This is a genomic window from Paenarthrobacter sp. 4246 (assembly GCF_040546855.1).
In the GTDB taxonomy this organism is placed as follows: domain Bacteria; phylum Actinomycetota; class Actinomycetes; order Actinomycetales; family Micrococcaceae; genus Arthrobacter.
The window spans coordinates 123,188-143,325 of sequence record NZ_JBEPOP010000001.1 but is presented as its reverse complement, the minus strand read 5'-3'; the positions used below and the strand labels follow the sequence as shown (position 1 = coordinate 143,325).

29 protein-coding genes are annotated in these 20,138 nt (G+C 61.2%); 28 read left to right on the top strand and 1 reads right to left on the bottom strand.

The window, feature by feature from the left end; genetic code table 11:
• Positions 1-153: 153 nt before the first annotated feature.
• From rpsJ to map, 28 genes are all read left to right on the top strand, one after another.
• Positions 154-462 carry a 30S ribosomal protein S10 gene (rpsJ, locus tag ABIE35_RS00730; protein WP_003803825.1) on the top strand — a complete coding sequence of 103 codons (309 nt, stop codon included), beginning with the start codon at positions 154-156 and terminating at the stop codon, positions 460-462.
• A 17-nt stretch (positions 463-479) separates the two neighbouring features.
• On the top strand, positions 480-1,130 hold the full coding sequence (gene rplC, locus ABIE35_RS00725; RefSeq protein ID WP_026539807.1) for a 50S ribosomal protein L3: 651 nt from the start codon (positions 480-482) through the stop codon (positions 1,128-1,130).
• Positions 1,131-1,134: 4 nt separating this feature from the next.
• Positions 1,135-1,752, top strand: coding sequence for a 50S ribosomal protein L4 (gene rplD / locus ABIE35_RS00720; RefSeq protein WP_089595800.1), 618 nt, complete (start codon positions 1,135-1,137; stop codon positions 1,750-1,752).
• Positions 1,749-2,054, top strand: a complete 306-nt coding sequence (gene rplW / locus ABIE35_RS00715; protein ID WP_011775593.1) for a 50S ribosomal protein L23 — start codon at positions 1,749-1,751, stop codon at positions 2,052-2,054. Before rplD ends, rplW begins: the two co-directional genes overlap by 4 nt.
• Positions 2,055-2,083: 29 nt before the next feature.
• Entirely contained in the window at positions 2,084-2,923 is an 840-nt protein-coding gene (rplB, locus tag ABIE35_RS00710; RefSeq protein WP_011775592.1) for a 50S ribosomal protein L2, read from the top strand.
• Positions 2,924-2,935: 12 nt separating this feature from the next.
• On the top strand, positions 2,936-3,217 hold the full coding sequence (gene rpsS, locus ABIE35_RS00705; RefSeq protein ID WP_011775591.1) for a 30S ribosomal protein S19: 282 nt from the start codon (positions 2,936-2,938) through the stop codon (positions 3,215-3,217).
• A 38-nt stretch (positions 3,218-3,255) separates the two neighbouring features.
• Positions 3,256-3,621 carry a 50S ribosomal protein L22 gene (gene rplV, locus ABIE35_RS00700; protein ID WP_011775590.1) on the top strand — a complete coding sequence of 122 codons (366 nt, stop codon included), beginning with the start codon at positions 3,256-3,258 and terminating at the stop codon, positions 3,619-3,621.
• Positions 3,622-4,443, top strand: coding sequence for a 30S ribosomal protein S3 (gene rpsC, locus ABIE35_RS00695; RefSeq protein WP_011775589.1), 822 nt, complete (start codon positions 3,622-3,624; stop codon positions 4,441-4,443).
• Entirely contained in the window at positions 4,444-4,860 is a 417-nt protein-coding gene (gene rplP, locus ABIE35_RS00690) for a 50S ribosomal protein L16 (RefSeq protein ID WP_003803795.1), read from the top strand.
• 2 nt (positions 4,861-4,862) lie between these two features.
• Positions 4,863-5,183, top strand: a complete 321-nt coding sequence (gene rpmC, locus ABIE35_RS00685; RefSeq protein WP_014922387.1) for a 50S ribosomal protein L29 — start codon at positions 4,863-4,865, stop codon at positions 5,181-5,183.
• Entirely contained in the window at positions 5,180-5,476 is a 297-nt protein-coding gene (rpsQ, locus tag ABIE35_RS00680; protein ID WP_354511968.1) for a 30S ribosomal protein S17, read from the top strand. The genes rpmC and rpsQ overlap by 4 nt, the downstream gene beginning before the upstream one ends.
• A gap of 353 nt (positions 5,477-5,829) precedes the next feature.
• Positions 5,830-6,198 carry a 50S ribosomal protein L14 gene (gene rplN, locus ABIE35_RS00675; protein WP_003803789.1) on the top strand — a complete coding sequence of 123 codons (369 nt, stop codon included), beginning with the start codon at positions 5,830-5,832 and terminating at the stop codon, positions 6,196-6,198.
• Positions 6,199-6,201: 3 nt separating this feature from the next.
• On the top strand, positions 6,202-6,561 hold the full coding sequence (rplX, locus tag ABIE35_RS00670) for a 50S ribosomal protein L24 (RefSeq protein WP_062073171.1): 360 nt from the start codon (positions 6,202-6,204) through the stop codon (positions 6,559-6,561).
• Positions 6,561-7,139, top strand: a complete 579-nt coding sequence (gene rplE / locus ABIE35_RS00665) for a 50S ribosomal protein L5 (protein WP_026546299.1) — start codon at positions 6,561-6,563, stop codon at positions 7,137-7,139. The genes rplX and rplE overlap by 1 nt, the downstream gene beginning before the upstream one ends.
• A 78-nt stretch (positions 7,140-7,217) precedes the next feature.
• Positions 7,218-7,616, top strand: a complete 399-nt coding sequence (rpsH, locus tag ABIE35_RS00660) for a 30S ribosomal protein S8 (RefSeq protein WP_354511966.1) — start codon at positions 7,218-7,220, stop codon at positions 7,614-7,616.
• Positions 7,617-7,634: 18 nt separating this feature from the next.
• The gene (rplF, locus tag ABIE35_RS00655; RefSeq protein WP_089595797.1) at positions 7,635-8,171 is read left to right on the top strand and encodes a 50S ribosomal protein L6; all 537 of its coding nucleotides are present in this window, start codon (positions 7,635-7,637) and stop codon (positions 8,169-8,171) included.
• 3 nt (positions 8,172-8,174) lie between these two features.
• Positions 8,175-8,558 (top strand): 50S ribosomal protein L18, encoded by a 384-nt coding sequence (rplR, locus tag ABIE35_RS00650; protein ID WP_089595796.1) that lies wholly within the window; start codon positions 8,175-8,177, stop codon positions 8,556-8,558.
• A gap of 29 nt (positions 8,559-8,587) precedes the next feature.
• The gene (gene rpsE, locus ABIE35_RS00645; RefSeq protein ID WP_198318248.1) at positions 8,588-9,259 is read left to right on the top strand and encodes a 30S ribosomal protein S5; all 672 of its coding nucleotides are present in this window, start codon (positions 8,588-8,590) and stop codon (positions 9,257-9,259) included.
• Between the two features lie 2 nt (positions 9,260-9,261).
• Positions 9,262-9,468, top strand: a complete 207-nt coding sequence (gene rpmD, locus ABIE35_RS00640; protein ID WP_089595794.1) for a 50S ribosomal protein L30 — start codon at positions 9,262-9,264, stop codon at positions 9,466-9,468.
• Positions 9,468-9,950, top strand: coding sequence for a 50S ribosomal protein L15 (gene rplO, locus ABIE35_RS00635; protein ID WP_207594235.1), 483 nt, complete (start codon positions 9,468-9,470; stop codon positions 9,948-9,950). The genes rpmD and rplO overlap by 1 nt, the downstream gene beginning before the upstream one ends.
• Positions 9,951-10,136: 186 nt before the next feature.
• Positions 10,137-11,447: a preprotein translocase subunit SecY gene (secY, locus tag ABIE35_RS00630; RefSeq protein ID WP_024817581.1), complete on the top strand. Its 1,311-nt coding sequence runs from the start codon at positions 10,137-10,139 to the stop codon at positions 11,445-11,447.
• 5 nt (positions 11,448-11,452) lie between these two features.
• Complete coding sequence (locus ABIE35_RS00625) at positions 11,453-12,022, top strand: adenylate kinase (protein ID WP_172324492.1); 570 nt, start codon at positions 11,453-11,455, stop codon at positions 12,020-12,022.
• 113 nt (positions 12,023-12,135) lie between these two features.
• Positions 12,136-13,179, top strand: coding sequence for a 3-oxoacyl-ACP synthase III family protein (locus tag ABIE35_RS00620; protein ID WP_354511965.1), 1,044 nt, complete (start codon positions 12,136-12,138; stop codon positions 13,177-13,179).
• A 5-nt stretch (positions 13,180-13,184) separates the two neighbouring features.
• Complete coding sequence (locus ABIE35_RS00615; RefSeq protein WP_354512342.1) at positions 13,185-13,988, top strand: glycosyltransferase family 2 protein; 804 nt, start codon at positions 13,185-13,187, stop codon at positions 13,986-13,988.
• Positions 13,985-15,169: a cytochrome P450 gene (locus tag ABIE35_RS00610; protein WP_354511963.1), complete on the top strand. Its 1,185-nt coding sequence runs from the start codon at positions 13,985-13,987 to the stop codon at positions 15,167-15,169. Before ABIE35_RS00615 ends, ABIE35_RS00610 begins: the two co-directional genes overlap by 4 nt.
• Positions 15,162-16,907: a class I adenylate-forming enzyme family protein gene (locus tag ABIE35_RS00605; protein WP_354511961.1), complete on the top strand. Its 1,746-nt coding sequence runs from the start codon at positions 15,162-15,164 to the stop codon at positions 16,905-16,907. Before ABIE35_RS00610 ends, ABIE35_RS00605 begins: the two co-directional genes overlap by 8 nt.
• Entirely contained in the window at positions 16,904-17,815 is a 912-nt protein-coding gene (locus ABIE35_RS00600; RefSeq protein WP_354511959.1) for an NAD-dependent epimerase/dehydratase family protein, read from the top strand. Before ABIE35_RS00605 ends, ABIE35_RS00600 begins: the two co-directional genes overlap by 4 nt.
• Before the next feature lie 33 nt (positions 17,816-17,848).
• Positions 17,849-18,676 (top strand): type I methionyl aminopeptidase, encoded by an 828-nt coding sequence (gene map, locus ABIE35_RS00595; protein ID WP_354511957.1) that lies wholly within the window; start codon positions 17,849-17,851, stop codon positions 18,674-18,676.
• A gap of 100 nt (positions 18,677-18,776) precedes the next feature.
• Here map and ABIE35_RS00590 read toward each other — a convergent pair whose 3' ends face one another.
• Positions 18,777-20,123 (bottom strand): ABC transporter substrate-binding protein, encoded by a 1,347-nt coding sequence (locus ABIE35_RS00590; RefSeq protein ID WP_354511955.1) that lies wholly within the window; start codon positions 20,121-20,123, stop codon positions 18,777-18,779.
• Positions 20,124-20,138 lie beyond the last annotated feature (15 nt).

The window sequence follows — 20,138 nt, the reverse complement described above, 5'->3', positions numbered from 1 at the left end:
GTGCGCCGGCAGGTTGAGGAACCCGGAATATCCGGATTCAGCTTGTGCGGCGTGTGGTGGTAAATCCTCAAACGCTTCGGCGGCCACATCAACAGGTAAGTAAACAGAGCAGCCCTAACTAGAGCAGCACTAGCTGAAAGAGAGTCAGGCGACATGGCGGGACAAAAAATCCGCATCCGGCTGAAGTCATATGACCACGAGGTCATTGATGTTTCAGCGCGGAAGATCGTTGAGACGGTCACGCGCGCAGGCGCAACGGTAGTCGGCCCGGTGCCGCTGCCCACGGAGAAGAACGTTTACTGCGTAATTCGCTCTCCTCACAAGTACAAGGACAGCCGTGAGCACTTCGAAATGCGTACTCACAAGCGTCTGATCGACATCATCGACCCCACGCCGAAGGCCGTCGACTCGCTTATGCGTCTCGATCTGCCTGCAGACGTGAACATCGAAATCAAGCTCTAGGGAGGTGCTGAGAGACTATGACCGCAACCCGTAACGTAAAGGGCCTGCTGGGCACGAAGCTCGGCATGACCCAGGTCTGGGACGAGAACAACAAGCTCATCCCGGTAACTGTTGTCCAGGCTGACTCCAACGTCATCACCCAGCTGCGCAACGCAGAGGTAGATGGCTACGTCGCCGTACAGATCGGCTACGGCCAGATCGACCCCCGCAAGGTCACCAAGCCGCTGGCTGGTCACTTTGAAAAGGCTGGCGTCACCCCTCGCCGCCACGTCGTCGAACTGCGTACCGCAGACGCCGCATCCTACGAGCTGGGCCAGGAGCTCTCTGTTGAGATCTTCGAAGCCGGCCAGAAGATCGACGTCGTCGGCACCTCAAAGGGTAAGGGCTTCGCCGGTGTTATGAAGCGTCACGGCTTCCACGGCGTTGGCGCTTCCCACGGTGCCCACAAGAACCACCGTAAGCCTGGCTCCATCGGTGGCGCATCCACCCCGAGCCGCGTCTTCAAGGGCCTGAAAATGGCCGGCCGCATGGGCGCCGAACGTCACACCACGCTGAACCTCACGGTTCACGCTGTTGACGTTGAGAAGTCGCTGCTCCTTATCAAGGGTGCCGTCCCCGGCGCCCGCGGCCAGGTCGTACTCGTACGCACCGCCGTGAAGGGAGCCTAGTTCAATGACTAGCACTGTCAAGGTAGACCTGCCTGCAGAGATCTTCGACGTCCAGACCAACGTGCCGCTGCTGCACCAGGTCGTCGTCGCACAGCTCGCTGCTGCACGCCAGGGTACCCACAAGACGAAGACCCGCGCCGAGGTTTCCGGTGCAGGTCGCAAGCCGTTCAAGCAGAAGGGCACCGGCCGCGCCCGTCAGGGTTCAATCCGTGCTCCTCACATGACCGGCGGTGGCGTTGTCCACGGTCCGACCCCTCGTGACTACAGCCAGCGCACCCCCAAGAAGATGAAGGCTGCTGCACTCCGTGGCGCCCTGTCTGACCGCGCCCGCAACGGCCGCATCCACGTCATCGCTGAACTGGTAGCCGGCACCAAGCCGTCCGCCAAGGACGCACTGGCTTCGCTGCGCTCCGTCACTGAGCGCAAGAACCTGCTCGTCGTAATCGAGCGCGCCAACGATGTTGCTGCACTTTCCGTGCGCAACCTCCAGGATGTTCACGTTCTGTACGCAGACCAGCTGAACACCTACGACGTGCTTGTCTCCGACGACGTGGTCTTCACCAAGGCTGCTTTCGAGGCGTTCGTCGCTGACAAGGCAAAGAACGAGGAGGCCTCCAAGTGAGCGTAACCACCATCAAGGACCCGCGCGACGTCGTGCTTGCACCCGTCGTTTCGGAAAAGAGCTACGGTCTGATCGACGAAGGCAAGTACACCTTCCTGGTGGACCCTCGCTCGAACAAGACCGAGATCAAATTGGCCGTCGAGAAGATCTTCTCGGTCAAGGTTGACTCGATCAACACCATCAACCGTGCCGGTAAGCGCAAGCGCACCAAATTCGGCTGGGGTCAGCGCAAGAGCACCAAGCGTGCAATTGTCACCCTCAAAGAAGGCACAATCGACATCTTCGGCGGTCCGCTCGCGTAGCGGAGACCACTTTAACGAGGAAATAAATTATGGGAATCCGTAAATACAAGCCGACTACCCCGGGCCGTCGTGGCTCGAGCGTAGCCGACTTTGCTGAAATCACGCGATCGACTCCGGAAAAGTCGTTGCTGCGTCCGCTGCACAAGACTGGCGGCCGCAACAACTCCGGTAAGATCACCACCCGTCACAAGGGTGGTGGGCACAAGCGCCAGTACCGTCTGATCGACTTCCGTCGTCACGACAAGGACGGCATCAACGCCCGCGTTGCCGAAATCGAGTACGACCCGAACCGCACGGCTCGCATCGCACTCCTGCACTACGTTGATGGCACCAAGCGTTACATCATCGCTCCGAACAAGCTGTCCCAGGGTGACTTCGTCGAGGCTGGTCCCGACGCTGACATCAAGCCGGGCAACAACCTGCCGCTGCGCAACATCCCGGTTGGTACCGTAATCCACGCAGTTGAACTGCGTCCGGGTGGCGGCGCCAAGATGGCTCGTTCCGCAGGTGCTTCGGTACAGCTCGTTGCCAAGGAAGGCCGTTTCGCCCAGCTGCGTCTGCCCTCCGGTGAAATCCGCAACGTTGACGTGCGCTGCCGCGCAACCGTCGGCGAGGTGGGCAACGCCGAGCAGTCGAACATCAACTGGGGCAAGGCCGGCCGCATGCGCTGGAAGGGCGTTCGCCCGACAGTCCGTGGTGTAGCCATGAACCCGGTTGACCACCCGCACGGTGGTGGTGAAGGTAAGACTTCCGGTGGACGTCACCCGGTTAACCCGAACGGCAAGCCTGAGGGCCGTACCCGCCGTCCGAACAAAGAGAGCGACAAGCTTATTGTTCGTCGCCGCCGTACTGGCAAGAACAAGCGATAGGAGCCTGGACACATGCCACGCAGCCTGAAAAAAGGTCCTTTCGTTGACCAGCACCTCTTTGTGAAGGTCGCACGGGAAAACGATAAGGGCACCAAGAACGTCATCAAGACCTGGTCCCGCCGTTCGATGATCATCCCCGACATGCTCGGGCACACGATCGCCGTACACGACGGACGCAAGCACATCCCGGTGTTTGTCACAGAGTCGATGGTCGGGCACAAGCTCGGCGAATTCGCTCCCACGCGGACATTCCGCGGCCATGTTAAGGACGACCGTAAGGGCAAGCGCCGCTAGGCGCCTGACTTTACGTCTTAGACGAGAGAAGGAAAGCAATGGAAGCCAAGGCTATTGCGCGTCACATCCGCGTAACGCCTATGAAGGCCCGGCGCGTCGTCAACCTTGTTCGTGGTAAGCAAGCGAATGAGGCTCTGGCAATTCTGAAGTTTGCCCCCCAGGCAGCTTCGGAGCCGGTATTCAAGGTACTTCAGTCGGCAATGGCCAACGCACGTGTCCTCGCGGACCGTGACGGCGTTGCATTCGACGACAGCGACCTCTTCATCACCGAAGCATTTGTTGATGAAGGCCCGACCATGAAGCGGTTCCAGCCGCGTGCCCAGGGCCGCGCCTACCGCATTAGGAAGCGGACCAGCCACATCACGCTGGTTGTCGCAACCCCGGAGAAAGAGGAGGCTCGCTAAGTGGGACAGAAAGTAAACCCGCACGGGTTCCGACTCGGCATCACCACCGACCACGTTTCGCACTGGTTCGCTGACAGCACCAAGCCCGGACAGCGTTACAAGGACTTCGTCCGCGAGGACATCAAGATCCGTCAGCTCATGTCCACCGGCATGGAGCGCGCCGGCATCGCCAAGGTCGAGATCGAGCGCACCCGTGACCGTGTCCGCGTGGATATCCACACGGCACGCCCGGGTATCGTTATCGGCCGCCGCGGCGCTGAAGCAGACCGCATCCGCGGCGAGCTCGAAAAGCTCACCGGCAAGCAGGTTCAGCTGAACATCCTCGAGGTCAAGAACCCCGAGATGGAAGCACAGCTTGTTGCCCAGGGCATCGCTGAGCAGCTGACTTCCCGCGTGGCTTTCCGCCGTGCGATGAAGAAGGCAATGCAGTCCGCACAGCGTGCGGGTGCCAAGGGCATCCGTGTTGCTTGCTCGGGCCGTCTGGGTGGCGCAGAAATGTCCCGCTCGGAGTTCTACCGCGAAGGCCGTGTGCCCCTGCACACCCTCCGCGCGAACATCGACTACGGCTTCTACGAAGCCAAGACCACCTTCGGCCGTATCGGTGTGAAGGTTTGGATCTACAAGGGTGACGTAACTGCCAAGGAACTGGCTCAGCAGGCAGCTGCTGCTCCGTCCCGTGGCCGTGCAGGAGACCGTCCGGGCCGCCCGGGTGGCGACCGCCGTCGTCGTAACGACCGTCCGGCAGCTGAGGCAGCACCCGCTGCCGTTGAAGCACCGGCCGCTGAAGCTGCTGCTCCTGCAGCAGAAGGAGGACAGGCTTAAATGCTTATCCCACGTCGAGTCAAGCACCGTAAGCAGCACCACCCGGGTCGTTCCGGCGCTGCTACGGGCGGCACCAAGGTCAGCTTCGGTGAGTACGGTATCCAGGCTCTGAGCCCGGCATACGTTACCAACCGCCAGATCGAGTCCGCCCGTATCGCGATGACCCGCCACATCAAGCGTGGCGGTAAGGTCTGGATCAACATCTACCCGGACCGTCCGCTGACGAAGAAGCCTGCTGAAACCCGTATGGGTTCCGGTAAGGGTTCTCCGGAATGGTGGGTCGCAAACGTCAAGCCGGGCCGGGTTCTCTTCGAACTCTCCGGTGTCAATGAAGAGGTAGCTCGCGAGGCCCTGCGCCTGGCAATCCACAAGCTCCCGTTGAAGGCACGCATTGTGCGTCGCGAAGGTGGTGAATAGAAATGGCAGTAGGGTCGAAGGATCTCGCACCCGCACAGCTGGACGGTTTCGACAACGAGCGTCTCGTTGAAGAACTCCGCAAGTCCAAGGAAGAGCTGTTCAACCTGCGTTTCCAGTCCGCCACCGGACAGCTGGAGAACCACGGTCGCCTGCGTGCGGTAAAGAAGGACATCGCACGCATCTACACCGTTCTCCGTGAGCGCGAGCTGGGCATTCGTGCCGAGGTTGCCGCACCGGTTGTGGAAGCCAAGGAAGAAAAGAAGTCCAAAAAGGCTGCCAAGGCTGAAAAGGCCGAGGTTGAAGCTGGAGAGGACGCCAAGTGAGCGAGAAGGAAACTGTGACGGAAACAGCAGCCAGCGCTGAACAGCGCGGTTACCGTAAGACGCGTCGCGGCTACGTTGTCTCTGACAAGATGGAAAAGACCATCGTTGTTCAGGTTGAAGACCGCGTGAAGCACGCTCTGTACGGCAAGGTTATTCGCCGCACCTCGAAGATCAAGGCTCACGACGAAGAGAACACCGCCGGCATCGGCGACCTCGTTCTCATCTCTGAGACCCGCCCGCTGTCCGCTACCAAGCGGTGGCGTCTGGTGGAGGTCCTCGAGAAGGCCAAGTAAATCCAACGCCAGGCATGCCTGGCAGTGATTCACTGGAAAGGTCCGTGTTCCCTAGGGAATGCGGACCTTTCCGCATCTCCGGCCGTTTCGGCTTCAGGCCGTAAACGTGCTAGGATATTGAGTTTGTATGGCGCCACTTGTGCGCCGTCAACTACCTCGTAAACAATCGTGCCGCTGCATACTGCCCCGCGCAGAGTTTTCTGCAAGGGAAGCTGATGCTTGTGGCACGGGCGTTTAGGCCTGTACTGGCAAAATCCAGGCAGGTCAAGAGACACCCCGATCAACCGTTCCGCAAGGCTCATTCCGTATGCATGATTTCGGTCTGAGAACCGGCGCGACGCAAGGAGTAGAAATTGATTCAGCAGGAGTCGCGACTCAAGGTCGCCGACAACACGGGTGCTAAGGAAATCCTTACCATTCGCGTTCTCGGTGGATCTGGTCGTCGCTACGCAGGCATTGGCGACGTGATCGTCGCTACCGTCAAGGACGCTATCCCTGGCGGCAACGTAAAGAAGGGTGACGTCGTCAAGGCTGTCATCGTTCGTACCAAGAAGGAACGCCGCCGTGCGGATGGTTCCTACATTAAGTTTGACGAAAACGCAGCTGTGATCCTGAAGAACGACGGTGACCCCCGCGGTACCCGTATCTTCGGCCCGGTTGGTCGTGAACTTCGCGACAAGAAGTTCATGAAGATCGTTTCGCTGGCCCCGGAGGTGCTTTAGTCCATGGCTAAGATCAAGAAGGGTGACCTCGTTCAGGTCATCACCGGCGCCAAGCAGGAACGCGGCGGAGACCGCGGCAAGCAGGGCAAGGTTCTGCGCGTATTCCCGGACACCAACCGCGTGCTGGTAGAGGGAATCAACCGCGTCACCAAGCACACCAAGGTCGGTCAGTCGCAGCGCGGCACCAAGACCGGTGGCATTGAGGTCGTTGAGGCCCCGATCCACGTTTCCAACGTTGCTCTGGTTGACCCGTCGACCAAGAAGCCGACCCGTGTTGGTTTCCGTCTCGACACCGTTGAGAAGGATGGCGCTACCAAGACCGTCCGTATCCGCGTGTCCAAGGCCACCGGGAAGGACATCTAATGACTGAGACTCTCGAGACTCCAGTGAAGATCGTTCCGCGTCTGAAGACCAAGTATGCAGAGACCATCAAGAAGTCCCTGCAGGAGGAATTCAGCTACGCGAACGTCAACCAGGTTCCCCGCCTGGTCAAGGTTGTAGTGAACATGGGTGTTGGAGATGCCGCCAAGGACTCCAAGCTGATCGACGGCGCTGTCCGCGACCTCACCCTGATCACCGGCCAGAAGCCGCAGGTAACCAAGGCCCGCAAGTCAATCGCACAGTTCAAGCTGCGCGAAGGCATGCCGATCGGTGCACACGCAACTCTGCGTGGGGACCGCATGTGGGAATTCGTGGATCGTCTGGTTTCGCTGGCTCTGCCGCGTATCCGTGACTTCCGCGGCCTCAACGGCAAGCAGTTCGATGGCAACGGCAACTACACCTTCGGTCTGACCGAGCAGGTTATGTTCCACGAGATCGACCAGGACTCCATCGACCGCGTTCGCGGTATGGACATCACGGTCGTCACCACCGCCAAGACCGATGACGAAGGCCGCGCGCTGCTCAAGGCGCTTGGTTTCCCGTTCAAGACCGAAAACTAACTACGTGACAGGTCCGTCTTCGCAGGCTCTTGAGAGCCGGCGCAGCGGAAACCGGTACGAGGAAGGGCTATAGCCCAAATGACTATGACAGATCCTGTCGCAGACATGCTCACGCGTCTGCGCAATGCAAACTCGGCATACCACGACTCCGTGTCCATGCCGTACAGCAAACTGAAGGCACGCGTTGCTGACATCCTGAAGGCAGAAGGCTACATTGCCGGCTGGAAGGAAGAAGACGCCGAGGTTGGCAAGAAGCTGACCATCGACCTGAAGTTCGGTCCGAACCGCGAGCGTTCCATCGCTGGCGTCCGCCGCATCTCCAAGCCGGGTCTCCGCGTTTACGCGAAGTCCACCAACCTGCCGCACGTGCTGGGTGGCCTGGGTGTCGCAATCCTGTCCACCTCTTCCGGCCTCCTGACTGACAAGCAGGCCGGCAAGAAGGGCGTGGGCGGCGAAGTCCTCGCGTACGTCTGGTAACGGGAAAGGAAGAGAATAATGTCACGTATTGGACGTCTCCCCATCACCGTTCCTGCCGGAGTTGAGGTCAAGCTTGATGGCTCCGTCATCAACGTCAAAGGTGCCAAAGGCGAGCTGAGCCACACTGTGGCCAGCCCGATCGAGGTTACCCAGGAAGAGAACACCCTGACGGTCACCCGCCCGAACGACGAGCGCAACTCGCGTTCGCTGCACGGCCTGACCCGCACCCTGATCGCCAACATGATTCAGGGCGTTACCGAGGGCTACGAGAAGAAGCTTGAAATCGTTGGTACTGGTTACCGCGTTCAGGCCAAGGGTTCTGACCTGGAGTTCGCTCTGGGCTACAGCCACCCGGTTAACGTCTCTGCACCCGAAGGCATCACCTTCGTAGTAGAGGGTCCGACCAAGCTCTCTGTTTCGGGTATCAACAAGCAGCAGGTCGGCGAGGTTGCTGCCAACATTCGCAAGCTGCGCAAGCCTGACCCCTACAAGGGCAAGGGTGTCCGTTACGCCGGCGAAGTCATCCGCCGCAAGGTCGGAAAGGCTGGTAAGTAAACCATGGCCATCGCAATTAACAAGAAGCGTACGAACAAGAGCAAGTCTGCTGCACGCAGCCGTCGCCAGCTTCGTATCCGCAAGCGCATCACCGGTACGGCTGTACGTCCTCGTCTGGTCGTCAACCGTTCGGCACGTCACGTATTCGTCCAGGTTGTCGATGACAGCAAGGGTGTAACCGTGGCTTACGCTTCCACCCTGGAAGCTGACCTTCGCGCATTCGACGGAGACAAGACTGCCAAGGCCAAGCGCGTCGGCGAGCTCGTTGCAGAGCGTGCCAAGGCTGCAGGCGTCGAGGCTGTTGTCTTCGACCGTGGCGGTAACAAGTACCACGGCCGCATCGCCGCCGTCGCTGACGGTGCTCGCGAAGGTGGGCTGGCACTGTGACCGTTGAAAATAACGAAAAGGACATTCAGGTGACTGAAGCTGTAGCTGCTGAAGCAACTGAGACCGCACCCGCTGCCGATGACCGCCGCGGCGGACGTCGTGGCGAGCGCGGCGACCGTGGCCAGGGCCGCGGCGACCGTGGTGGCCGTGGTGGCCGCGACGGCGGTCGTGAGGCTGAGAAGAGCCAGTTCGTAGAGCGCGTTGTCACCATCAACCGCGTTGCCAAGGTCGTCAAGGGTGGTCGTCGCTTCAGCTTCACCGCTCTCGTCGTCGTCGGTGACGGCAACGGTATGGTCGGCGTAGGCTACGGCAAGGCCAAGGAAGTTCCCGCTGCTATCGCCAAGGGCGTTGAAGAAGCCAAGAAGTCCTTCTTCCGCGTACCCCGCGTTGGCAGCACCATCCCGCACCGTGTGCAGGGTGAGGCTGCTGCAGGCGTAGTCCTGCTGCGTCCGGCTTCCGCCGGTACCGGTGTTATCGCCGGTGGCCCGGTCCGTGCGGTATTGGAGTGCGTGGGCATCCACGACATCCTCTCCAAGTCGCTCGGTTCTTCCAACGCGATCAACATCGTTCACGCGACCGTTGCCGCTCTGAAGCAGCTCGAAGAGCCCGCTTCCGTGGCTGCCCGCCGTGGCCTGCCGCTGGACGAGGTTGCTCCTGCTGCTCTGGTGCGCGCGCTCCAGAACCAGAAGGCAGGTGTTTAGTCATGGCTAAGAACCTGACTCCCTCCGACGCCAAGTTGGAAATCACCCAGATCAAGGGCGTCATTGGCGCCAAGCAGAACCAGATCGCCACCCTTCGGTCCCTCGGACTCAAGCGCATCGGACACACTGTTGTCCGCTCCGCTGATGCCGTGACCGTTGGAATGCTGAACACGGTTCCGCACCTCGTGAATGTAGAGGAGGCGAAGTAATGGCAGAGAACAAGACCGCCGCAGAGACTGCTGAGAAGCAGAACGCTCTGAAGGTCCACCACCTGCGTCCCGCCCCGGGTGCCAAGACCGCCAAGACCCGTGTTGGTCGTGGTGAAGGCTCCAAGGGTAAGACCGCTGGTCGCGGTACCAAGGGTACGAAGGCCCGCTACCAGGTAAAGGCTGGCTTTGCCGGCGGCCAGCTGCCGCTGCACATGCGCCTGCCGAAGCTGCGCGGCTTCAAGAACCCGTTCCGGGTTGAGTTCCAGGTTGTCAACCTGGAGAAGCTCAACGAGCTGTTCCCGGAAGGTGGCGCTGTCACCGTTGAGTCCCTGGTTGAGAAGGGTGCCGTTCGCAAGAACCAGCCCGTGAAGGTGCTTGGCACCGGCGACATCACCGTCAAGGTTGATGTTACGGCCCACGCATTCTCCGCCAGTGCTACGGAAAAGATTGCTGCAGCAGGCGGAAGCACCACCGCTCTCTAAGAGCCAGTGGGGCAGATGCCCGTTGTAAAAAGGATCCCGGTACGCGGGGCTTCGGCCCTGTGTACCGGGATTTTTTTCGTGGTTGTGGACTCTCGATTATTACGACGGCGTCACAAGCAGTTAGACTCGGTTGTTGGGTTTCATTGAGCCCGATCACATCCTTGTACTTTCTACTCAGGAGGACGCTTGCTAAGCGCATTCGGCCGGGCGTTTCGGACGCCTGATTTGCGACGCAAGTTGTTGTTCACGCTGGGAATCATCACAATCTTCCGCTTGGGAGCTTTTATCCCCTCGCCTGGTGTGAACTACCAGAATGTCCAGCAATGCTTGAACACCGGTGACACCTCGCAGGGCATCTACCAGCTGGTTAACTTGTTCAGCGGCGGCGCGTTGCTGCAGGTCTCAGTCTTTGCCTTGGGCATCATGCCCTACATCACGGCGAGCATCATCGTGCAGCTGCTCCGGGTGGTCATTCCCCGGTTCCAGCAGCTCTACGAAGAGGGTTCCTCGGGACAGTCAAAGTTGACCCAGTACACCCGGTACCTCACTATCGCCCTCGGCCTGCTGAACGCCACCACCTTGGTGTCCCTGGCCCGGTCCGGTCAACTGCTTCCGGGCTGCAACCTGCCCATCATCCCTGATGAGAGCATCATGACCACCATCCTCATCATCATCACGTTGACGGCCGGTACCGGCCTCATCATGTGGATGGGCGAGCTGGTGACGGAGAAGGGTGTGGGCAACGGTATGTCGCTGCTCATCTTTACCTCCATCGCTGCAAGCTTCCCGGGTTCACTGGGTTCCATCTGGGAGAGCAAGGGTCCCGGCACCTTCTTCACCGTGCTGGCTGTTGGCCTGCTGACTGTGGCGTTGGTTGTTTTCGTTGAGCAGTCCCAGCGCCGTGTTCCGGTCCAGTACGCGAAGCGTATGATTGGCCGCCGCACAGTAGGCGGTACCAGCACCTACATTCCCATCAAGGTGAACATGGCCGGCGTCGTGCCTGTCATCTTCGCGTCCTCCATGCTCTACCTGCCCGGGCTGATTTCACAGTTCAACCAGCCAGCGCCAGGCGAGCAGATGGCCCCGTGGGTTGAGTGGATCAACAACAACCTCACCCGTGGCGACCACCCCATCTACATGGCGCTCTATTTCGCCATGATCGTGTTCTTTACGTACTTCTACGTAGCCATCACCTTCAACCCTGAAGAAGTGTCGGACAACATGAAGAAGTACGGCGGGTTCATTCCGGGCATCCGGGCGGGTAAACCGACCGCGGACTACCTGCAGTACGTGCTTTCCAGGATCACCCTGCCTGGAGCCCTCTACCTGGGCTTCGTAGCGTTGATTCCGCTGGTTGCACTCGTCCTGATCAATGCCAACCAGAACTTCCCGTTCGGTGGCACCTCAATCCTGATCATGGTGGGTGTCGGCCTGGAAACCGTCAAGCAGATTGATGCGCAGCTACAACAACGTCACTACGAAGGGCTTTTGCGATGACGAGAATGCTGATCATTGGACCTCCCGGTTCGGGCAAGGGTACGCAGGCTGAGCGGATTTCCGAGCGCCTCGGCGTAGTCGCCATTTCCACCGGCGATATCTTCCGTGCCAACGTCAAGGGTGAAACGCCCTTGGGCATTGAAGCCAAGAAGTACATGGACGCAGGCGACTTCGTTCCGGACAGCGTCACGAACGACATGGTTCGGGACCGCTTGAGCCAGAGCGACGTGGAGAACGGCTTCCTCCTGGACGGCTACCCGCGTACCACGGCCCAGGTTGATTACCTGGACCAGATCCTCGCCGAAGGCCAGCAGGAGCTCGACGTCGTGCTCCAGCTGACTGCCGACGACGAAGAACTGGTGACCCGTCTCCTTGGCCGTGCCAAGGAAACCGGACGTTCCGATGACAACGAGACCGTGATCCGTCACCGTCTTGATCTGTACCACGAGCAAACCGAAGCCGTTGTGGCCAAGTATGCCGAGCGTGGAATCCTCACGCAGGTTGATGGCATTGGCGGTATCGATGAAGTTACCGATCGTGTCCTGACCGCGATTGAGTCGGCCAAGGCCGTCTAGCTTGTTTTCCACATAGCCGTTTCGCGCGGCTCTGGAGGCAAGGGTGTGTCCCGTACCATTGGTGCGGGACACACCCATTTTTTCGTTTAGCGGCTGACTGTTGGGGGAACCGCATGCACACTGCTTTATCTGGGCACAGCCGGATTTCGGGGCTCGAGGTCTACCTTCCGCCCGCCCGGCTGGACACGCCTGCCGTCGAGCAGCGTATTGCTGAGAGCAGTCCGGGGTTCCGGGTCCCGAAGGGCCTGATCGGTCGCGTCACGGGAATCCGTTCCCGCAGTGTCATGGCTGAAACCGAACAAGCGTCGGACCTGGCGGCCAACGCTGCGGCCAAGGTTATGGCTGAGTGTGGACTGCAGGCTCCGGAAGTAGACCTCTTGATCTTCGCTTCGGCCAGCCAGGACATGGTGGAGCCGGCCACCGGACATATGGTTGCGGCAAAGTTGGGGCTCGCATGTCCGGTCATGGACGTCAAGAACGCCTGCAACAGTTTCCTCAACGGCGTCGAAGTGGCGGACTCCCTGATCGCTACGGGACGCTATGCCCGCGTGCTGGTGGCCACCGGTGAATCGCCATCGAGGGCCGTTCGGTGGAAGGTTCCGGATTTTGAGACTTTTGCGTCCAGTTTTCCCGGATACACCATGAGCGACGGCGGTGCCGCAGTTTTGCTTGAGGCAGCAGACCGGGAGCGGCCAAATCCCGATGGGGCGGCCGGAATCCTGTCCATGGCTTTCACCGCGCGGAGCTGCCACTGGTCTGTGGGTACGCTCTCAGCGGGAGGTTCCGCGTTTCCCCGCGATCCGGAGGCCAGCTATTTCAGCATGGATGGTGAAAAGCTGAAGGACGCGTTCCTGGATCTTGGGTGTGAGGTGCTTGACCAGACGCTGGAGCGGCTTGACCTGGCATGGACGGACTTCGCAGTGGTGTGTGTTCATCAAGTCAGTGCTCCGTACCGGGCGATCTTTGCTGAGCGTGCGGGCGTTCCTACTGATTTGCTTGTCCCTTCCGTGGAGGATTTCGGTAACCTGGCGTCGGTCAGCCTGCCGCTGCAACTGAAACTTGCCATGGACAGCGGACGGTGTGGACCAGGTGACCTCGTCGCGTTGGTGGGATTGGCCGGCGGCGTCAGCCTGGGCATGGCTGTGGTGCGGCTGTGACGGCCATGAACTCACGGCCGGAACCCGCAAGCGCCAGGCTGGCGAGCAGCGCTCCCACCAGGCCGCTGTGTATCGCCGTTCCGATGCTGAACGAGGAGAAACTGGTACGTCAGACGCTGGTGTCCCTCGCGGCCCAAGAGCACAAAGACTTCACGGTGGTGGTGGTGGACAACGGTTCCACAGATGACAGCTGCAGCATCGTGACTGAGTTCGCCGCGGAACATCCCGGAATGGACATCCGGCTGCTGATCGAAGGGCAGAAGGGTACGGGGGCGGCGGCGGATACGGGCATGCGCTTCGGCGTGGAGCACGGCTCAGTATGGTTGGCCCGCACTGATTCCGATTGCCTCGCAGCTCCGGATTGGACTGCCAGGATCATGGCTGCATTCGATGACGGGCTGGAACTGATCGCTGGTCAGCTTAATCCGAGGCTTGATGAGGGGATCAGCGCCGGTGAACGGCGGATGATGTTGCTCGCGGTGGAGGTGGCCTCATTCTTTGGCCGTATTCGTCCCGGCAACAAGGGCGAGGGATATCTGGGTCCGTACCAAATGCTCCCGGGCTGCAACATGGCCATCACCGCAGATATGTATCACCGTTCCGGCGGATTCCCCCGTTCCAGGATCGAAGACCTCCATGAGGACAGGGCACTGTCCAACCAGGTCAGAAAGCTGACAAGGAACTACGCCCTTCGGCGCGATGTTGTGGTGTTCGGTTCCTCACGCCGCGTCAAGGCCTGGGGCTTGAAGAACACTTTGGCGTGGTACGCAGACCACCGGTACCGTCCCGAACATGTGGATATCCGGTGACGGTGGACGGAGCCACTGCTGAGCGATGGGAGCGACGCATCCACTTGGGCGCCCACCCGCTGCTCTATCCCATTATTCGAGGCCTGGGGAGCCTCCGTCCGGTGGTCAAGTTGCCGGGACTGGGGGTATTGGTCAGCGAAGCCGGACTGGTTCGCGAGGTGCTGATGGACCAGCAGAAGTTTGTCAAGAATGGCCCCTCTGGATCGGGCGCGCTCTGGACTCCCGTGGTGGGTCCCAAAGCCTTGGTGAACATGGATGGCCAAGACCACAAGGAATTGCGGCAACGCCTGGGTGATCTGTTCACGCCGCGATCGGTAGCCGGGATAGTGGAGCCAGCGGCATCGGCCTTCGAGTCGCGAATCACCAGGGAACTGGACGAGGGGCGTTCGGTGGACGTGGTGGAATGCGTCAAGGACCTGGCCGGGGGAGTGATCTCCCGGCTGCTGGGAGTGCCCGACGATGCGCCGGGCAGACTTCCCAACAAGGAACTCTTCAACCTGGGCTCCTCCATTTCCTCGCTTGTGCGCTTGGGGCGTCCCTCCTTGACGGCGCGCCAAATCGCGAAGGGACGTTCCGCCGTCGGAATCCTGGCAGGACCGGCCAGGGTGGCCTACCGGGAGAGTGACCCAGGGACATTTCCCGGGAGGCTCCGGGAACTCGGGATGAGCGAAGAAGAAGCGATGGGCATCATCAGTGCTTTCGTCATGGTGGGCACCGAAACCTTGGTCTCTTTCCTTCCGCGGTTGGTGGCGCTCCTGACGGACAGCGGACGGGTTGAGGAACTGGCCAACCAGCGCTCAACCGTTCCTGCCGTGATCAACGAGGCCCTTCGCTTCACGGTGCCATCGCCCATGATGATCCGGGATGCAGTGGCACCCGGGGTCATTGGGGACACGGAAGTCCGGGCCGGCGACAGGATACTGCTATCCACCGTCCATGCTGCGAAGAGCCTCCGCGGCTTTGATCCGGCAGAGGCCATGCCCCCGCAAGCACGCCAGCTCTGGTTCGGTGCGGGAGCACACTTCTGTATCGGCATGCCGTTGGCCATGGCCGAGATCAACGCAGCCTTGGACGTACTGCTGGACCGGTATCTTCAGCAACCCTGGACCATCAGGAGCCGCCGTGTCAGCAGAGGTGTTCTCATTCCGGGATACAAGAGTTTGGAGGTGGCGAATGTCTGAGGAGGCAGTTGGGCAGTCAGTGGGCACTGCCGACCTGATCGCCGCCGTATATGCAGCAGCGGAACGGTTCCCGGAACACCCCGCCATCACAGCCCCAGGAAAAGCACGCCGCATCAGGGGCGGGCGTGGCACGGAAGCAGTGAAACCCGGACAGACCATCACCTACCGTGAGCTTGTGGACGGGATTGAGGCGACGGCGCTGAACCTCCAGAAGGATGGTTTCGGCCTCGGGGAGCGCATGTTGTTCTCCGTACGTCCCAGCCCAGCGGCGTTTGTCCTGGCCCTGGGCGCTGTGCGGGCGGGTGGCTCGGTGGTGTTTATTGACCCGGGGATCGGTCCTTCCCTCTTTCGGGATCGTGCGGGGCTCGCGTCGCCGCGGTGGGCAGCCTCGGAGTCGCTCCTGTATGCGTTGAGCGCCAAGAGCCCTTTCCGTCCCCTTGCACGGCGGCGGGGGCTGCTTCTCCCCGACTATGGCGCCATGGAGGTCCGCCACTACTACGCAGGACCGTGGATGCCTGGTGTGCCACGGGGAGCGTCGCCGGTGAAAGCCTTGGCGACGACGCGGATGGCAACGCGGGATGGCAAAAATGCCGGCGATGCGATGAACGCTTCAACGCAGGAAGCCGTCATCATCTTCACTTCGGGGACTACAGGGGCTCCCAAAGGCGTGATCCACACCCGGGGATCGCTTGCCGCGGGCTTTGAACAACTCACCACGCGCTGCACCTTCAGGGAGGGCGACAGGGTCCACTCGGAGCAACTCATGATGGGCCTGCCCGCGCTCATTGCCGGGGCGCACTGGACCATGCCGGCGTACGGATTCTCCGCCCACATCGATCCTCTCCGGCTTGCGGGCGAGCTTGGGCCTGTGGCCGGCAAAAAGACAGCGTACGACGGCGCCACTCACCTTTTCCTGGTGCCCTCACAGTTGGCGCCCATCCTGGACTCGATCGAAGAAGGAACGGTCAGGCTGCCACCTTCGCTGAGGACAGTCATGCTTGGGGCGGCGCCGATCCTGGCTCCATTTCTGAAACGGGCCACGCAACTCCTCCCGGGCATAGAGTTCAAACTGATCTACGGCATGACGGAAGCGCTTCCAATCGCCGTTGCTGACGGACACGAGAAATTGGCCTTCGCGTCAGGTGCAGAGGCTGAAGTAACGGCACCCGACGGAACAGGCGAAGGTGACTTCCTGGGGGAGCCGCTGCCCGCCGTCGGAATCCGGGTGGCTGAAGACCACGAACTGTTGGTCCGGGGTCCCAACGTCTGCCACGGCTACCTGGGCGAAGACCCGATGGTGGAGCACGCGACGGGGGACCTGGTGCGGCTGGACCACGGCACCGGCGGGGCGCCCAGGCTGGTGATGATCGGGCGTAAGAAGGACATGATCATCCGCGGCAAGACCAACATCTACCCGGCACTCTACGAGCCCGTCATTGCCGGGATCCCCGGGGTCCGGCAGGCAGTGATGGTAGGCGTTCCGGATGAGCTCGGAGACGAGGCAGTGTGGCTGGCCGTCGTCGCAGCGGCTGGCGAAAGTGCAGCGCTGATGAAGTCCCGGCTTTTACGTAAGCTCCCCAGGCTCATCGATGAATCCGCGCTCCCGGATCACATTGAAGTCCTGGAGTCCATCCCGTCCAGTGGCCGGCACCGGAAACCTGACCGTGCAGCACTGCGGCAGGAGTTCGCGGCACGTGCCCAACCAGAGGCAGACGCAGAAGCAGCTGGAGCACAGTGAGGATCGCAGTCACCGGCGCCACGGGATTCATCGGGGGAGCCGTTGCCAGAGCTGCGGAGGCCCAGGGATGGGAAGTGGTCCGTTTCGCGAGGCAGCACGGGCCTGGCCTGCATTACTGGGATCTGACCGGGTTGCCCCCAGCGCGGCTTCCCGGCGTTGACGCGGTGGTGCACGCGGCAGCACATGTTGCCGATTGGGGTGCCTCTTCCCTCTTCCACCGGGCCAACGTCCTGGGCACCCGGGCCGTAGCCGAGGCCTTCGCCGGAACCCGTCTGGTCCACATCTCCAGTTCCAGCGTCTACCCGTGGTGGGAATCATGCATCAACCGGGCTGAGGACGAGGTAGCCACGCGCCACCTGAGTGCCTACGGACGCAGCAAGGCGCTCGCCGACATCGAAGCCCGTCGCCATGGCAATGCCGTGGCACTGCGCCCGCACGGTGTCTACGGGCCGGGGGACCGGACGCTGCTGCCACGTCTGATCAGCAACATCAGGGGAGGCCATTTGCTGAGTGTTGGACATGCCCAGGTGAAACATCAATTGACGCACGTGGACAATCTGGTGCAAGCCGTCCTTGCCTCCTGCCGCTCGGAAGTCCGGGGCGCCGTCAACGTGGGGGACGCGGAGCCTGTTGAATTGGGTGGAGTGCTGCGCCAGGTTCTTGATGCTTCTGGACTCCACGGCGTGGACATCAGGTACCTTCCCGAGCCCGCGGCCATGGCTTTGGCGGGCATTTCGGAGGCGGTTTCCCGTGCGAGCGGCCGGAATCCACGGCTCACACGCTACGCGGTCAGCCAACTCGGGCGGGAGCGGACCTACCGCTTGGAACGCCTCCGACGCGAGCTGGGAATCGAGCCAATTTCGACCACAGTCTCGGATGCGGGAAAATGGTTCAAGCACGGAGCCTGATCGGCTCCGTGAGCAAACTTTCCAGAGGAGAACATGGCGTTCGGTCAGCCCCGCATTGAATACAAGACCAACGAGCAGATGCGCAAGATGCAGGAGGCCGGGCTTGTCCTGAGCCGTGCACTTGACGCTGCAGTTGCGGCGGCCAAGCCGGGCGTCACCACCAAAGACCTGGACGATGTTTTTGCCGCAGTCCTCAACGATGCAGGAGCCAAGTCCAACTTCCTCGGCTATCACGGCTTCCCGGCCACGATTTGCACCTCCGTCAACGAGGAAGTGGTCCACGGCATCCCCGGGACGAAGGTCCTCAACGATGGTGACATCATTTCCATTGACGGCGGCTGCATCGTGGACGGCTGGCATTCAGACTCTGCGCGGACGGTCATCGTGGGTACCGCCGATCCCGAGGACCAGCGGCTCTCCGACGTCACTGAGGCTGCCATGTGGCGTGGCATCGCCGCCCTTGCCAACGGAAAGTTCGTCGGTGACATCGGCAACGCGATCGATGACTACGTGTCCTCCGTCCATGGCAAGCCCTTGGGCATCCTGGAAGACTATGTGGGGCACGGCATTGGTTCCGAGATGCACATGGCCCCGGATGTGCTGAACTACCGGACCGGGCATCGCGGACCAAAGATCCGGCCCGGCCTGTGCCTGGCCATCGAACCCATGCTGGTGCGTGGTGGCATAGAAACCGCCACCCTCGACGACGACTGGACCGTTGTCACCACCGACGGTAAGCGTTCCTGCCAGTGGGAGCATTCTGTCGCCGTCCACGAAAAGGGCATCTGGGTCCTGTCCGCCCCGGATGGAGGCGCCGAGCAGTTGGCGCCGCTCGGCGTCGTGCCTGTACCGATCCCGTGACGTCTGTACCGATCCCGTAAGACCCGGAGCCGTACACACCCCGAAGCACAAGAGCCGGGCTGCTGAAGCAGCCCGGCTCTCTTCATGCCTGAAGGAAGAGTCAGGCCTTCAGCTTCGGCTTCACATCCTTGGTGTAAATGCCCTCGAGCGTCTTCTTAAGCTCGGTCATGGTTGCCTGGACGTCGCCCTGCTGTGTGAGGATCTTTGCAGCGGCCTTGGCCATCTCCTGGTCCGCGCCCGGCAGGAACACGCGTGCGTTGTCCTGGACCTTGGTGACAGCGAGCTGGTCCATGGCGGTCTTGATCTGCGGTGTCGCGGCGAGAACAGCGGACATGTCGGCCGAGAGACGCGTCGGCATGTACCCGGTGGCAGCGGAGAAAGCGGCGGTGTTTTCCGGTTCGGTCATGAACTTCAGGAACGTGGCCGCAGCAAGCTGTTCCTCCTTGGTGATGCCGCTCGGGATGCCAAGACCGGCACCGCCGGTGGGGCAGACTCCGCTGGGCACTTCGGGACCGCCCGGAAGGAAACCGACGCCAACGTTGAACTTGGCTGCCTTCAGGACGCCCAGCAAGGAACCGGTGGAGGAAATGGTGGACGAGGTGATGCCGGCGGCGAAGTCATCTGCGGCTTCCTTGGACGAGACGCCCGCCCAGCCGTCCTTGTAGATGGAATCCTGCGCCCACTGCAACGCAGCGACTGACTCGGCGGAATCGCACGTGATGTCCCACTCCTTGGACCAGCTGCCACCCCAACCCCACAGATTGTTCTGCAAGGTCCAGCCTGCGTAGCCGGCAAGGGCTGGGTAGATGTAGGCGTACTGTGCGCCGGACGTGGCCTTGAGCTTCGGAGCCCACTCCGCGAATTCCTGCCACGTGGCCGGTGCGCGATCAGGGAGGCCGGCAGCCTTGAAATGGTCCTTGTTGTAGTAGAACAGCGGAGTGGACCGGCCGTATGGGAGCGCCCATTGCTTGTCGTCGTACTTGTAGTCGTCCACCAGCGACTTCTGGAAGTCGTCGATCTTGATATCCAGCTGCTTCACCAGTCCATCGATGGGGATGATGCTGCCATTGGAGAAGTAGCGGAACCACCACACATCAGAGAGGACTACCAGCGCCGGGAGGCCTGTCTTGGCTGCCTGCGAGGTCTGGAACTTCTGCGCGATCTCCTCATAGTTGGCCCCGGCCGTGACGAGGTTGACTTTGATGTCCGGGAACTTGGCGTGGAACTTCTCAATGATCGCTTTCTCCACGTCCTGCGACTTGCCTGGGTGGTTGGTCCAGAAGTCGATGGAGGCAGCCGGCTTCACGCCGCTGAAATCGATCGCTGCGGTCTCGACGGCGTCTGCCGTGCCCGCCGTCGATGGTCCGCCACAGGCGGCGAGTGCCGCTGCTCCGGCGCCAAGTCCGGCCAGGCCCAGGAAATGTCGGCGGTCAAGGTTGGTACGCATGGTGCTTCCTCTCAA

Bases quoted from the DNA above. Each gene is read 5' to 3' on its own strand.
- rpsJ (WP_003803825.1), top strand. From the start codon at position 154: ATGGCGGGACAAAAAATCCGCATCCGGCTGAAGTCATATGACCACGAG.
- rplC (WP_026539807.1), top strand. From the start codon at position 480: ATGACCGCAACCCGTAACGTAAAGGGCCTGCTGGGCACGAAGCTCGGC.
- rplD (WP_089595800.1), top strand. From the start codon at position 1,135: ATGACTAGCACTGTCAAGGTAGACCTGCCTGCAGAGATCTTCGACGTC.
- rplB (WP_011775592.1), top strand. From the start codon at position 2,084: ATGGGAATCCGTAAATACAAGCCGACTACCCCGGGCCGTCGTGGCTCG.
- rpsS (WP_011775591.1), top strand. From the start codon at position 2,936: ATGCCACGCAGCCTGAAAAAAGGTCCTTTCGTTGACCAGCACCTCTTT.
- rplV (WP_011775590.1), top strand. From the start codon at position 3,256: ATGGAAGCCAAGGCTATTGCGCGTCACATCCGCGTAACGCCTATGAAG.
- rplP (WP_003803795.1), top strand. From the start codon at position 4,444: ATGCTTATCCCACGTCGAGTCAAGCACCGTAAGCAGCACCACCCGGGT.
- rpmC (WP_014922387.1), top strand. From the start codon at position 4,863: ATGGCAGTAGGGTCGAAGGATCTCGCACCCGCACAGCTGGACGGTTTC.
- rplX (WP_062073171.1), top strand. From the start codon at position 6,202: ATGGCTAAGATCAAGAAGGGTGACCTCGTTCAGGTCATCACCGGCGCC.
- rplE (WP_026546299.1), top strand. From the start codon at position 6,561: ATGACTGAGACTCTCGAGACTCCAGTGAAGATCGTTCCGCGTCTGAAG.
- rpsH (WP_354511966.1), top strand. From the start codon at position 7,218: ATGACTATGACAGATCCTGTCGCAGACATGCTCACGCGTCTGCGCAAT.
- rplF (WP_089595797.1), top strand. From the start codon at position 7,635: ATGTCACGTATTGGACGTCTCCCCATCACCGTTCCTGCCGGAGTTGAG.
- rplR (WP_089595796.1), top strand. From the start codon at position 8,175: ATGGCCATCGCAATTAACAAGAAGCGTACGAACAAGAGCAAGTCTGCT.
- rpmD (WP_089595794.1), top strand. From the start codon at position 9,262: ATGGCTAAGAACCTGACTCCCTCCGACGCCAAGTTGGAAATCACCCAG.
- rplO (WP_207594235.1), top strand. From the start codon at position 9,468: ATGGCAGAGAACAAGACCGCCGCAGAGACTGCTGAGAAGCAGAACGCT.
- ABIE35_RS00625 (WP_172324492.1), top strand. From the start codon at position 11,453: ATGCTGATCATTGGACCTCCCGGTTCGGGCAAGGGTACGCAGGCTGAG.
- ABIE35_RS00620 (WP_354511965.1), top strand. From the start codon at position 12,136: ATGCACACTGCTTTATCTGGGCACAGCCGGATTTCGGGGCTCGAGGTC.
- ABIE35_RS00615 (WP_354512342.1), top strand. From the start codon at position 13,185: ATGAACTCACGGCCGGAACCCGCAAGCGCCAGGCTGGCGAGCAGCGCT.
- ABIE35_RS00605 (WP_354511961.1), top strand. From the start codon at position 15,162: ATGTCTGAGGAGGCAGTTGGGCAGTCAGTGGGCACTGCCGACCTGATC.
- map (WP_354511957.1), top strand. From the start codon at position 17,849: ATGGCGTTCGGTCAGCCCCGCATTGAATACAAGACCAACGAGCAGATG.
- ABIE35_RS00590 (WP_354511955.1), bottom strand. From the start codon at position 20,123: ATGCGTACCAACCTTGACCGCCGACATTTCCTGGGCCTGGCCGGACTT.